At 55.3% G+C, this 14,052-nt stretch carries 6 protein-coding genes and 2 rRNA genes; 7 read left to right on the top strand and 1 reads right to left on the bottom strand.

From position 1 onward, the window contains the following. Window positions 1-98 precede the first annotated feature (98 nt). From ABGB15_RS20160 to aceK, 6 genes are all read left to right on the top strand, one after another. Window positions 99-3,004, top strand: a 23S ribosomal RNA gene (locus ABGB15_RS20160). A gap of 64 nt (window positions 3,005-3,068) precedes the next feature. Then, window positions 3,069-3,184, top strand: a 5S ribosomal RNA gene (gene rrf, locus ABGB15_RS20155). Between the two features lie 174 nt (window positions 3,185-3,358). Beyond that, a complete protein-coding gene (gene metA, locus ABGB15_RS20150; RefSeq protein ID WP_152083012.1) occupies window positions 3,359-4,288 on the top strand; it encodes a homoserine O-succinyltransferase in 930 nt (309 codons plus the stop codon). Window positions 4,289-4,558: 270 nt separating this feature from the next. Next, window positions 4,559-6,160: a malate synthase A gene (gene aceB / locus ABGB15_RS20145; RefSeq protein ID WP_215723550.1), complete on the top strand. Its 1,602-nt coding sequence runs from the start codon at window positions 4,559-4,561 to the stop codon at window positions 6,158-6,160. A 31-nt stretch (window positions 6,161-6,191) separates the two neighbouring features. Next, on the top strand, window positions 6,192-7,496 hold the full coding sequence (gene aceA / locus ABGB15_RS20140) for an isocitrate lyase (RefSeq protein WP_215723551.1): 1,305 nt from the start codon (window positions 6,192-6,194) through the stop codon (window positions 7,494-7,496). 49 nt (window positions 7,497-7,545) lie between these two features. Beyond that, entirely contained in the window at window positions 7,546-9,297 is a 1,752-nt protein-coding gene (gene aceK / locus ABGB15_RS20135) for a bifunctional isocitrate dehydrogenase kinase/phosphatase (RefSeq protein WP_152083015.1), read from the top strand. Window positions 9,298-9,318: 21 nt separating this feature from the next. On the opposite strand, the gene iclR is transcribed toward aceK, so the two are convergent. Continuing rightward, window positions 9,319-10,146, bottom strand: a complete 828-nt coding sequence (gene iclR, locus ABGB15_RS20130) for a glyoxylate bypass operon transcriptional repressor IclR (RefSeq protein WP_215723552.1) — start codon at window positions 10,144-10,146, stop codon at window positions 9,319-9,321. A 193-nt stretch (window positions 10,147-10,339) separates the two neighbouring features. Between iclR and metH the strand changes: the two genes are divergently transcribed. Further along, window positions 10,340-14,023: a methionine synthase gene (gene metH, locus ABGB15_RS20125; protein ID WP_215723553.1), complete on the top strand. Its 3,684-nt coding sequence runs from the start codon at window positions 10,340-10,342 to the stop codon at window positions 14,021-14,023. The last annotated feature ends 29 nt before the right edge of the window (window positions 14,024-14,052 follow it).

Here is a 14,052-nt window from a genome sequence, read left to right as displayed (position 1 = left end):
ATCTGGATCAAGCTGAAAATTGAAACGACACACAGCTAATGTGTGTTCGAGTCTCTCAAATTTTCGCAATCATGAAGTGAAACATCTTCGGGTTGTGAGGTTAAGCGACCAAGCGTACACGGTGGATGCCCTGGCAGTCAGAGGCGATGAAGGACGTGCTAATCTGCGAAAAGCGCCGGCGAGGTGATATGAACCTTTGACCCGGCGATGTCCGAATGGGGAAACCCAGTGCAATCCGTTGCACTATCGTTAACTGAATACATAGGTTAACGAGGCGAACCGGGGGAACTGAAACATCTAAGTACCCCGAGGAAAAGAAATCAACCGAGATTCCCCCAGTAGCGGCGAGCGAACGGGGAGCAGCCCGGAGTCTGAATCAGCGTGTGTGTTAGTGGAACGGTCTGGAAAGTCCGACGGTACAGGGTGATAGTCCCGTACACGAAAATGCACATGCTGTGAACTCGAAGAGTAGGGCGGGACACGTGGTATCCTGTCTGAATATGGGGGGACCATCCTCCAAGGCTAAATACTCCTGACTGACCGATAGTGAACCAGTACCGTGAGGGAAAGGCGAAAAGAACCCCGGCGAGGGGAGTGAAAAAGAACCTGAAACCGTGTACGTACAAGCAGTGGGAGCCTACTTGTTAGGTGACTGCGTACCTTTTGTATAATGGGTCAGCGACTTATATTCTGTAGCAAGGTTAACCGAATAGGGGAGCCGAAGGGAAACCGAGTCTTAACTGGGCGTTAAGTTGCAGGGTATAGACCCGAAACCCGGTGATCTAGCCATGGGCAGGTTGAAGGTTGGGTAACACTAACTGGAGGACCGAACCGACTAATGTTGAAAAATTAGCGGATGACCTGTGGCTGGGGGTGAAAGGCCAATCAAACCGGGAGATAGCTGGTTCTCCCCGAAAGCTATTTAGGTAGCGCCTCGTGAACTCATCTTCGGGGGTAGAGCACTGTTTCGGCTAGGGGGCCATCCCGGCTTACCAACCCGATGCAAACTACGAATACCGAAGAATGTTATCACGGGAGACACACGGCGGGTGCTAACGTCCGTCGTGAAGAGGGAAACAACCCAGACCGCCAGCTAAGGTCCCAAAGTCATGGTTAAGTGGGAAACGATGTGGGAAGGCACAGACAGCCAGGATGTTGGCTTAGAAGCAGCCATCATTTAAAGAAAGCGTAATAGCTCACTGGTCGAGTCGGCCTGCGCGGAAGATGTAACGGGGCTAAACCATGCACCGAAGCTGCGGCAGCGACACTTAGGTGTTGTTGGGTAGGGGAGCGTTCTGTAAGCCGTTGAAGGTGGCCTGTGAGGGCTGCTGGAGGTATCAGAAGTGCGAATGCTGACATAAGTAACGATAAAGCGGGTGAAAAGCCCGCTCGCCGGAAGACCAAGGGTTCCTGTCCAACGTTAATCGGGGCAGGGTGAGTCGACCCCTAAGGCGAGGCCGAAAGGCGTAGTCGATGGGAAACAGGTTAATATTCCTGTACTTGGTGTTACTGCGAAGGGGGGACGGAGAAGGCTATGTCGGCCGGGCGACGGTTGTCCCGGTTTAAGCATGTAGGCGGAGGTTCCAGGTAAATCCGGTACCTTTTTAACGCTGAGGTGTGATGACGAGGCACTACGGTGCTGAAGTGACAAATGCCCTGCTTCCAGGAAAAGCCTCTAAGCATCAGGTAACACGAAATCGTACCCCAAACCGACACAGGTGGTCAGGTAGAGAATACCAAGGCGCTTGAGAGAACTCGGGTGAAGGAACTAGGCAAAATGGTGCCGTAACTTCGGGAGAAGGCACGCTGATATGTAGGTGAAGCCCCTGCGGGTGGAGCTGAAATCAGTCGAAGATACCAGCTGGCTGCAACTGTTTATTAAAAACACAGCACTGTGCAAACACGAAAGTGGACGTATACGGTGTGACGCCTGCCCGGTGCCGGAAGGTTAATTGATGGGGTTAGCGGCAACGCGAAGCTCTTGATCGAAGCCCCGGTAAACGGCGGCCGTAACTATAACGGTCCTAAGGTAGCGAAATTCCTTGTCGGGTAAGTTCCGACCTGCACGAATGGCGTAATGATGGCCAGGCTGTCTCCACCCGAGACTCAGTGAAATTGAACTCGCTGTGAAGATGCAGTGTACCCGCGGCAAGACGGAAAGACCCCGTGAACCTTTACTATAGCTTGACACTGAACACTGGTCCTTGATGTGTAGGATAGGTGGGAGGCTTTGAAGCGTGGACGCCAGTCTGCGTGGAGCCGCCCTTGAAATACCACCCTTTAATGGCTGGTGTTCTAACGTGGACCCGTAATCCGGGTTGCGGACAGTGTCTGGTGGGTAGTTTGACTGGGGCGGTCTCCTCCCAAAGAGTAACGGAGGAGCACGAAGGTCAGCTAATCCTGGTCGGACATCAGGAGGTTAGTGCAATGGCATAAGCTGGCTTGACTGCGAGCGTGACGGCGCGAGCAGGTGCGAAAGCAGGTCATAGTGATCCGGTGGTTCTGAATGGAAGGGCCATCGCTCAACGGATAAAAGGTACTCCGGGGATAACAGGCTGATACCGCCCAAGAGTTCATATCGACGGCGGTGTTTGGCACCTCGATGTCGGCTCATCACATCCTGGGGCTGAAGTAGGTCCCAAGGGTATGGCTGTTCGCCATTTAAAGTGGTACGCGAGCTGGGTTTAGAACGTCGTGAGACAGTTCGGTCCCTATCTGCCGTGGGCGCTGGAGAACTGAGGGGGGCTGCTCCTAGTACGAGAGGACCGGAGTGGACGCATCACTGGTGTTCGGGTTGTCATGCCAATGGCACTGCCCGGTAGCTAAATGCGGAAGAGATAAGTGCTGAAAGCATCTAAGCACGAAACTTGCCCCGAGATGAGTTCTCCCTGAGACTTTAAGTCTCCTGAAGGAACGTTAAAGACGATGACGTTGATAGGTCGGGTGTGTAAGCGCAGCGATGCGTTGAGCTAACCGATACTAATGAACCGTGAGGCTTAACCTTACAACGCCGAAGATGTTTTGGCGAAGAGACACGATTTTCAGCCTGATACAGATAACAGAATTTGCCTGGCGGCTGTAGCGCGGTGGTCCCACCTGACCCCATGCCGAACTCAGAAGTGAAACGCCGTAGCGCCGATGGTAGTGTGGGGTCTCCCCATGCGAGAGTAGGGAACTGCCAGGCATCAATTAAAAAGAACCCCGTACCGTAAGGTGCGGGGTTTTTTGCTTTTGTTCTTCCCCCTCCTTGAAACTTTCTCACCTTCCGCTTGCAGGCTCGACATTCAGCCCATTTCTGGGTATGGTTAGCTGTCTGGATGTCTAAACGTTTATACGTATGCTGTGAGGAAATAAGGTTATGCCGATTCGGGTGCAGGACGAGCTACCAGCCGTCAATTTCTTGCGTGAAGAGAATGTCTTCGTCATGACGGCTTCACGTGCTACAGGTCAGGAAATTCGCCCGCTGAAGGTGCTTATTCTCAATCTGATGCCTAAAAAGATCGAAACTGAGAACCAGTTCCTGCGTCTGCTTTCGAACTCCCCGCTGCAGGTGGATATCCAGCTTCTGCGTATCGATGCCCGCGAATCACGTAATACGCCTTCTGAGCATCTGAATAACTTTTACTGTAATTTCGATGATATCCGTGAAGAAAACTTTGACGGGTTGATCGTCACTGGTGCCCCGCTGGGCCTGGTTGAATTTAACGATGTCGCTTACTGGCCGCAGATCAAACAGGTGCTGGAGTGGGCAAAGGATCACGTTACGTCCACATTGTTTGTCTGTTGGGCAGTACAAGCTGCGCTGAATATTCTTTATGGCATCCCGAAGCAAACCCGCACAGAAAAGCTCTCCGGCGTATATGAACACCATATTCTTCATCCACATGCGCTGCTGACACGCGGGTTTGATGACACCTTCCTCGCGCCTCATTCCCGTTATGCTGATTTCCCCGCACAGCTGATCCGCGATTACACCGATCTGGAGATCCTGGCCGAAACGGAACATGGGGATGCTTACCTGTTCGCCAGTAAAGACAAACGCATCGCTTTTGTTACCGGACATCCTGAGTACGATCCCGATACCCTCGCATCAGAGTATTTCCGTGATGTCGAAGCGGGGCTCAATCCGGATGTCCCGTACAATTATTTTCCGAAAAACGATCCGCAGAACAAGCCAGGGGCGACCTGGCGCAGCCACGGAAATTTGCTGTTCACCAACTGGCTCAACTATTACGTCTACCAAATTACGCCATACGATCTTCGCCACATGAATCCGACGCTGGAGTAATCGTCTGCGTTAAACGATCCTAAAGCGTTTCAGCTATTCGTATCAGGCACCTTCGGGTGCCTTTTTTATTTCCGAAATTCCATTCAACACCCAATAAAACTTTAATTCTATATTAATCATGTGGTTGCAATGATATTTAAATTAAAATGGAAATTGTTTTTGATTTTGGAAAAATTACAGATAGTCTTAACTCTGCTGAGCGAAAACTACACAACGATCTTTCGCTCGCGTTGGGGGAGTGATTTTGGATCTTTGATGAGGAGTAGAGTAATGACTCAACAGGCAACAACGGTTGATGAACTGGCCTTTACCCAGCCGAATGGTGAACAAGAACAGCAAATTTTGACGTCAGAGGCTATCGGGTTCCTGACCGAACTGGTGACCCGTTTCACCCCACAGCGCAATAAGCTGCTGGCGGCACGCATTCACCAACAGCAGGAAATTGATGATGGTAAGTTACCGGGATTTATTTCGGAAACTGCTTCCATTCGTCACGGTGAGTGGAAAATCCGCGGCATCCCTGAAGATTTGCAGGATCGCCGTGTCGAGATCACCGGTCCGGTAGAGCGCAAAATGGTGATCAACGCCATGAACGCGAACGTTAAAGTCTTTATGGCGGATTTTGAAGATTCACTGGCACCGGACTGGCGCAAAGTCATCGAGGGGCAGATCAACCTGCGCGACGCCGTTAACGGTACCATCAGCTACACCAATGACGCCGGTAAAATTTATCAACTTAAGCCGAATCCGGCTGTGCTGATTTGTCGCGTACGCGGGCTGCATCTGCCTGAAAAACATGTTACCTGGCGCGGTGAAGCCATTCCCGGCAGCCTGTTTGATTTCGCACTGTACTTCTTCCACAACTACAAAAACCTGCTGGCGAAAGGCAGCGGCCCGTATTTTTATCTGCCGAAAACGCAGTCCTGGCAGGAAGCGGCGTGGTGGAGTGACGTCTTCAGCTACACGGAAGATCGCTTTAACCTGCCGCGCGGCACTATCAAGGCCACGCTGCTGATTGAAACGCTGCCTGCGGTATTCCAGATGCATGAAATCCTGCATGCCCTGCGCGACCACATTGTGGGCCTGAACTGCGGACGCTGGGACTACATCTTCAGCTACATCAAGACCCTGAAAAATCATGCGGATCGGGTGTTGCCGGACCGTCAGGTCGTCACCATGGATAAACCGTTCCTCAGCGCCTACTCGCGTCTGTTGATTAAAACCTGCCACAAGCGCGGAGCCTTTGCGATGGGCGGGATGGCGGCATTTATCCCGAGCAAAGACGCTGAGCGCAACAATCAGGTGCTCAGTAAAGTGAAGGCCGATAAAGAGCTGGAAGCACGCAACGGCCACGACGGGACATGGATCGCGCATCCGGGGCTTGCAGATACGGCAATGGAAGTCTTTAACCGCGTCCTCGGCGATAACAAAAACCAGCTGTTTGTCACGCGCGAAGACGATGCGCCGACGGCTGCAGAACAGTTGCTGGCGCCCTGCCAGGGTGAACGGACAGAAGAGGGTATGCGCGCCAATATCCGCGTTGCCGTGCAGTACATCGAAGCGTGGATCTCCGGCAACGGCTGCGTGCCAATCTACGGCCTGATGGAAGATGCGGCCACCGCGGAGATCTCTCGTACCTCTATCTGGCAGTGGCTCCATCATCAAAAAACGCTCAGCAACGGTAAGCCTGTGACTAAATCCCTGTTCCGCCAGATGCTGGCCGAAGAGATGCGGGTGATCCAGGACGAGCTGGGTGAGCACCGTTTCAGCAGCGGGCGTTTTGATGACGCGGCGCGCCTGATGGAGCAAATCACTACATCCGATGACTTAATCGACTTCCTCACCCTGCCAGGCTACCGCCTGCTTGCGTAATCCACCTCATAACAATATGGAGCATCTGCACATGAAAACCCGTACCCAACAAATCGAAGAATTACAGAAAGAGTGGACACAACCGCGCTGGGAAGGCATCCGTCGCCCGTACAGCGCAGAGGACGTGGTGAAGTTACGCGGCTCGGTCAACCCGGAATGCACGCTGGCACAGAACGGTGCGGCGAAAATGTGGCGTCTGCTGCACGGTGGCTCCAAAAAGGGCTATATCAACAGCCTCGGTGCGCTGACGGGCGGCCAGGCACTGCAGCAGGCGAAGGCTGGTATTGAGGCTATCTATCTCTCTGGCTGGCAGGTCGCGGCGGACGCCAACCTGGCCTCCAGCATGTATCCGGATCAGTCGCTCTATCCGGCCAACTCCGTGCCGTCAGTGGTGGATCGGATCAACAACACCTTCCGCCGTGCGGATCAGATCCAGTGGGCGGCAGGTATCGAACCCAACGATCCGCGCTTTATTGATTACTTCCTGCCGATCGTCGCGGATGCGGAAGCGGGTTTCGGTGGTGTGCTGAACGCCTTCGAGCTGATGAAATCGATGATTGAGGCCGGTGCAGCGGCTGTACACTTCGAAGATCAGCTGGCATCGGTGAAGAAGTGCGGGCATATGGGCGGTAAAGTGCTGGTTCCAACCCAGGAAGCGATTCAGAAGCTGGTCGCTGCACGTCTGGCTGCTGACGTACTCGGCGTGCCAACGCTGGTGATTGCCCGTACCGATGCGGACGCGGCTGACCTGATCACCTCTGACTGTGACCCGTATGACAGCGAATTTATTACCGGTGAGCGCACCAGCGAAGGGTTCTACCGCACCCATGCGGGCATTGAACAGGCAATCAGCCGTGGTCTGGCCTACGCGCCGTATGCGGATCTGGTCTGGTGTGAAACCTCAACACCGGATCTGGCACTGGCAAAACGTTTTGCCGATGCGATTCATGCGAAATACCCAGGCAAACTGCTGGCCTATAACTGCTCGCCGTCCTTTAACTGGCAGAAGAATCTGGACGATAAAACGATCGCCAGCTTCCAGCAGCAGCTATCTGACATGGGCTACAAGTATCAGTTTATCACCCTGGCGGGTATCCATAGCATGTGGTTCAACATGTTCGACCTGGCGCATGCCTACGCGCAGGGCGAGGGCATGAAGCACTACGTCGAGAAGGTGCAGCAGCCAGAGTTCGCAGCAGGCAAAGAGGGCTACACCTTCGTTTCTCATCAGCAGGAGGTCGGAACCGGCTACTTCGATAATGTCACCACCATCATCCAGGGCGGAGCCTCCTCCGTGACCGCCTTAACGGGTTCAACCGAAGAAGCACAGTTCTGATGTTTTCCCCCTCTCCTTTCCTGGGAGAGGGTTGGGATGAGGGGGAGATATGCCGCGTGGCCTGGAATTACTGATTGCTCAAACTATCCTGCAGGGCTTTGATGCCCAGTATGGTCGTTTTCTGGAAGTCACATCTGGCGCGCAGCAGCGCTTCGAGCACGCCGACTGGCACGCCGTACAGCAGGCCATGAAGCAGCGAATCCATCTCTACGATCACCATGTGGGGCTGGTCGTGGAGCAGTTGCGTTGCATCACCGATGGTAAAAATCCTGACGCGGCATTTTTACTGCGAGTGAAGGAGCATTACACCCATTTGTTGCCTGACTATCCGCGCTTCGAGATTGCAGAGAGCTTTTTCAACTCTGTCTATTGTCGGTTATTTGACCACCGCTCGTTATCTCCTGAGCGGTTATTTATTTTCAGTTCTCAGCCGGAACGCCGTTTTCGTACCATCCCACGCCCGCTGGCGAAAGACTTTTTCCCCGATCGCGGCTGGGAAAAGCTCCTGCACCGCGTGTTAACGGATTTGCCGCTGCGCTTGCCCTGGGAGAACAAAAGCCGGGATATCGGCTATATCATTGCGCATCTCGTTGAAACCTTCGGCGAAGAGGAACTCGCGCACAGCCATTTGCAGGTCGCCAATGAGTTGTTTTACCGGAATAAGGCAGCCTGGCTGGTTGGCAAACTGGTTATGGCAACGAAAACGGTCCCGTTTCTGCTGCCTGTCCACCGTACCGATGACGGTGAACTGTTTGTCGATACCTGCCTGACCGCGAATGCCGAGGCCAGCATCGTGTTTGGCTTCGCCCGATCTTATTTTATGGTGTATGCCCCGTTCCCTGCGGCTCTGGTGGAATGGCTGCGCGAGATCCTCCCAGGCAAAACCACCGCCGAGCTGTACATGGCCATTGGCTGCCAGAAGCACGCCAAAACCGAAAGCTACCGCGAATATCTGCACTATATTGCCAGCGCGGATGAGCAGTTTATTGAAGCACCCGGCATACGTGGCATGGTGATGCTGGTCTTCACCCTGCCGGGCTTTGACCGCGTGTTTAAGGTGATAAAAGACAGATTTGCACCGCAGAAAGAGATGACTGCTGCCCACGTCCGCGCCTGTTATCAACTGGTCAAAGAGCACGATCGTGTCGGGCGGATGGCCGATACGCAGGAGTTCGAAAATTTTGTACTGGATAAGCAACAAATCGATCCGGCGTTAATGGCGCTGTTATTGCAGGAAGCGCCTGCCAAAATCACCGATCTTGGCGACAAAATTTCCATTAGCCACCTCTACATTGAGCGCCGTATGGTGCCGCTGAATATCTGGCTGGAGCAGTCCGAAGGACAGGCGTTGCGCGATGCGATCGAAGAGTACGGCAATGCCATCCGCCAGCTTGCCGCAGCCAACATTTTCCCCGGCGATATGCTGTTTAAAAACTTCGGCGTCACCCGTCACGGGCGGGTAGTGTTCTACGATTACGACGAAATTTGCTACATGACTGAAGTGAATTTCCGCGACATCCCGCCGCCCCGTTATCCGGAAGATGAACTGTCCAGCGAGCCGTGGTACAGCGTCTCGCCGGGAGATGTTTTTCCGGAGGAGTTTCGCCACTGGCTGTGTGCCGACCCGCGCATTGGGCCGTTATTTGAAGAGATGCATGCCGATCTTTTCCGCGCCAGCTACTGGCGCGGGCTGCAAACGCGCATCAAAAACGGGCACGTGGAAGATGTGTACGCTTACCGACGCAAGCAGCGGTTTTGCATTAGGTTTGCACCCTCTCCCTGTGGGAGAGGGCCGGGGTGAGGGCATCAGGCCGCCTCAATCTTAACGAATCCCACCATACGCCAGCGTCACCTCTTTCGCGGCCTTAATCACCAGCGCACCTAACTCGGTCACGCGGTCATCGGTCATGCGCGAAATCGGCCCGGAGATGGAGATGGCGGCGAACGGCTCGCGGTGCTCGTCAAAAATACAGGCTGCGAGGCAACGCAGGCCCAGCGCATGTTCTTCATCATCAAACGAGTAGCCACGCTTGCGGGTCAACGCCAGATCTTCTTTCAGATGCACCGGTGACACCAGTGTGGCGTGGGTATAGGCATGTAGCCCTTTACGGTGCAGCAGCCCCGTCACCTGCTCTTCGCTCAACTGAGAGAGAAAGGCTTTCCCCGCACCGGAGGCGTGCATTGGCAGCTTGCCGCCAATCGGGGCGGACATGCGCATCAGCTGCGTACACTGCACCTGGTCGATGATAATTGCCTGATGGTCGCTCTGGTCCAGAACGGCCAGGTTCACCGTCTCGCCTGAATCTTCCATCAGCTTGCGCAGAATGGGATGCACAATCGCCAGCAGGTTACGGCTCTGCAGGAAACTGCTGCCGACGATAAACGCATGCGCGCCCACCGCCCAGTGCCCCAGATCACCGACCTGACGGACAAAACCCAGCTGCTGCATAGTGGTCAACAGGCGGTGCGTGGTGGAGTTTGGCAATCCGGCCTGTTGCGCCAGCTCTGTCAGGGCCACGCTGCTGTGCGACTCGGCGATCCATTCCAGCAGCTTCAGGCCACGCGTCAGAGACTGAACCTGTCCACCTTGTGGTGTAGCGGCAGTGGTGGCAGGTTTTCTGCCGCGTTTGGCGGGAACGGTCGCGACCATGACGATCTCCTTTTTCTGTATCGTGGAAATCATTTTCGTTTTATTTGGTGAATTTGCAACCGTTATCCTGACTGATCGGAGGAGTGATAGTGAACATGTCTCATGTTACCGCAGTGTGACTTTTCCGCCCTGCGAGATTATGCCAGTATGGAGCGCAGCCTTTTGGCCTTGTTGAGCGTTGTCGGGAGCAAGTGTGAGCAGCAAAGTAGAGCAACTGCGTGCGCAGTTAAATGAACGAATTCTGGTGCTGGACGGTGGCATGGGCACCATGATCCAGAGCTATCGTCTGAGTGAAGACGATTTCCGCGGCGAGCGCTTCGCTGACTGGCCATGTGACCTGAAAGGAAACAACGACCTGCTGGTGCTCAGCAAGCCGTCCGTCATTAAGGATATCCACAACGCCTACTTTGAAGCGGGTGCGGATATCGTTGAAACCAACACCTTCAACTCGACAACCATCGCCATGGCGGATTACCAGATGGAATCCCTGTCGGCGGAAATCAACTTTGAGGCGGCGAAGCTGGCGCGTGCCTGCGCCGACGAGTGGACGGCCCGCACGCCGGACAAGCCTCGCTACGTTGGCGGGGTGCTGGGCCCGACTAACCGCACCGCGTCAATTTCACCGGACGTCAACGACCCGGCGTTTCGTAATATCACCTTCGATCAGCTGGTCGCGGCCTACCGTGAATCGACTAAAGCGCTGGTGGAAGGCGGTTCCGACCTGATCCTGATTGAAACCGTATTCGACACCCTTAACGCCAAAGCCGCGATTTATGCGGTGAAAGAGGAGTTCGAGGCACTGGGTGTTGATCTGCCGATCATGATTTCCGGCACCATCACCGACGCCTCCGGCCGTACCCTGTCCGGCCAGACAACCGAAGCGTTTTATAACTCTCTGCGCCACGCCGACGCGCTCTCCTTCGGCCTGAACTGCGCGCTGGGGCCAGACGAACTGCGCCAGTACGTGCAGGAACTTTCGCGCATTGCGGAATGCTACGTCACCGCCCACCCGAACGCCGGTCTGCCGAACGCGTTCGGTGAATACGATCTGGATGCTGACACCATGGCAGCGCAAATCCGCGAGTGGGCCGAATCTGGCTTCCTGAACATCGTCGGCGGCTGCTGCGGCACCACGCCGGCGCACATCGCGGCCATGAGCAATGCGGTGGCGGGGCTGCCGCCGCGCAAGCTGCCGGAGCTTCCGGTTGCCTGTCGACTCTCCGGTCTTGAGCCATTGACCATCGGCGACGACAGCCTGTTTGTGAACGTGGGTGAGCGTACTAACGTTACCGGTTCCGCAAAATTCAAACGCCTCATCAAAGAAGAGAAGTACAGCGAAGCGCTGGACGTTGCTCGTCAGCAGGTGGAAAGCGGCGCGCAGATTATCGATATCAATATGGACGAGGGGATGCTCGACGCCGAAGCGGCGATGGTGCGTTTCCTCAACCTGATTGCCGGTGAGCCGGACATCGCCCGCGTGCCGATCATGATTGACTCCTCCAAATGGGAAGTGATCGAGAAAGGGCTGAAGTGCATCCAGGGCAAAGGCATCGTCAACTCTATCTCGATGAAAGAGGGCGTGGATATCTTCATCCACCACGCGAAGATGGTGCGCCGCTACGGTGCCGCCGTGGTGGTGATGGCCTTTGATGAAGTCGGTCAGGCCGATACCCGCGAGCGCAAGATTGAGATTTGCCGTCGCGCGTACAAGATTTTGACCGAAGAGGTGGGTTTCCCGCCGGAAGACATTATTTTCGACCCGAACATCTTCGCCGTCGCGACCGGGATTGAAGAGCACAATAACTATGCCCAGGACTTTATCGGCGCGTGTGAAGACATTAAACGCGAGCTGCCGCATGCGCTGATCTCCGGCGGCGTGTCGAACGTGTCGTTCTCGTTCCGCGGCAACGACCCGGTTCGTGAAGCCATCCACGCCGTGTTCCTCTACTACGCCATCCGCAACGGGATGGACATGGGGATCGTTAACGCCGGACAGCTGGCGATTTACGACGATCTGCCCGCAGAACTGCGCGACGCGGTGGAAGACGTGATCCTCAACCGCCGCGACGACGCCACCGAGCGCATGCTGGACCTGGCGGAGAAATACCGCGGCAGCAAATCGGATGAATCGGCCAACGTTCAGCAGGCCGAGTGGCGTTCCTGGGACGTGAAAAAGCGTCTGGAATACTCGCTGGTGAAAGGCATTACCGAGTTCATCGAGCAGGACACCGAGGAAGCGCGCCAGCAGGCAGCCCGCCCGATTGAAGTGATCGAAGGTCCGCTGATGGACGGTATGAACGTGGTCGGCGATCTGTTCGGCGAAGGCAAAATGTTCCTGCCGCAGGTGGTGAAATCCGCGCGCGTGATGAAGCAGGCCGTGGCCTATCTGGAGCCGTTTATCGAAGCCAGCAAAGAGAAAGGCTCCAGTAACGGCAAAATGGTGATCGCCACCGTGAAGGGCGATGTGCACGACATCGGCAAGAACATCGTTGGCGTGGTGCTGCAGTGCAACAACTACGAGATTATCGACCTCGGCGTGATGGTCCCGGCGGATAAAATCCTCAAGACCGCGCGCGAAGTGAATGCCGACCTGATTGGCCTCTCCGGGTTGATTACCCCGTCGCTGGACGAAATGGTTAACGTGGCGAAAGAGATGGAGCGTCAGGGCTTCACCATTCCGCTGCTGATTGGCGGGGCGACCACCTCGAAAGCGCACACGGCGGTGAAGATCGAGCAGAACTATAGCGGCCCGACGGTCTACGTGCAGAATGCTTCGCGCACCGTGGGCGTGGTCTCCGCGCTGCTTTCCGACACTCAGCGCGACGATTTTGTGGCGCGCACCCGCAAAGAGTACGAAACCGTTCGCATCCAGCATGGCCGTAAGAAACCGCGCACCCCGCCTGTTTCACTTCAGGCGGCGCGCGATAACGACCTGGCGTTTGACTGGTCGAGCTATACGCCGCCGGTTGCGCACCGTCTGGGTGTGCAGGACGTGACCGCCAGCATCGAAACGCTGCGCAACTACATCGACTGGACGCCGTTCTTTATGACCTGGTCGCTGGCAGGCAAATACCCGCGCATTCTCGAAGATGAGGTGGTGGGAGAAGAGGCGAAGCGCCTGTTTAAAGACGCCAACGACATGCTCGACAAGCTGAGTGCGGAGAAAGCCCTTAATCCGCGCGGCGTGGTGGGGCTGTTCCCGGCAAACCGCGTGGGCGACGACATCGAGATCTATCGCGATGAAACCCGCACCCACGTGCTGGCAGTGAGCCGCCATCTGCGCCAGCAAACCGAGAAAGTCGGCTTTGCTAACTACTGCCTGGCCGATTTCGTCGCACCAAAGTTGAGCGGTAAAGCCGACTATATCGGTGCATTCGCCGTGACCGGTGGTCTGGAAGAAGACGCGCTGGCAGATGCGTTCGACGCGCAGCACGACGATTACAACAAAATCATGGTGAAAGCGATTGCCGACCGCCTCGCGGAAGCCTTCGCAGAGTACCTGCACGAGCGCGTGCGTAAGGTACACTGGGGCTACGCGGCGAATGAAAACCTCAGCAACGAGGACTTGATTCGCGAAAACTACCAGGGCATTCGTCCGGCTCCGGGTTATCCGGCCTGTCCGGAACACACCGAGAAAGGCACTATCTGGAAACTGCTGGATGTCGAAGCGCATACCGGCATGAAGCTCACCGAGTCCTTTGCCATGTGGCCGGGCGCGTCCGTTTCCGGCTGGTACTTTAGCCATCCGGACAGCAAATACTTCGCCGTGGCGCAATTGCAGCGCGATCAGATTGAAGATTACGCCCTGCGCAAAGGTATGAGCGTCTCTGACGTTGAGCGCTGGTTAGCGCCTAACTTAGGTTACGACGCCGACTAACGTCACTTTTCCTTACAACAAACAGGGCA

The sequence above is a fragment of the Enterobacter sp. MALB-1 genome, from assembly GCF_041021625.1.
Lineage (GTDB): Bacteria > Pseudomonadota > Gammaproteobacteria > Enterobacterales > Enterobacteriaceae > Enterobacter > Enterobacter oligotrophicus.
This window is presented reverse-complemented; position numbering and strand designations above follow the sequence as displayed.

What these genes read in the sequence shown, in the direction of transcription:
- metA (WP_152083012.1), top strand. Translation starts at nt 3,359, where the DNA reads ATGCCGATTCGGGTGCAGGACGAGCTACCAGCCGTCAATTTCTTGCGT.
- aceB (WP_215723550.1), top strand. Translation starts at nt 4,559, where the DNA reads ATGACTCAACAGGCAACAACGGTTGATGAACTGGCCTTTACCCAGCCG.
- aceA (WP_215723551.1), top strand. Translation starts at nt 6,192, where the DNA reads ATGAAAACCCGTACCCAACAAATCGAAGAATTACAGAAAGAGTGGACA.
- aceK (WP_152083015.1), top strand. Translation starts at nt 7,546, where the DNA reads ATGCCGCGTGGCCTGGAATTACTGATTGCTCAAACTATCCTGCAGGGC.
- iclR (WP_215723552.1), bottom strand. Translation starts at nt 10,146, where the DNA reads ATGGTCGCGACCGTTCCCGCCAAACGCGGCAGAAAACCTGCCACCACT.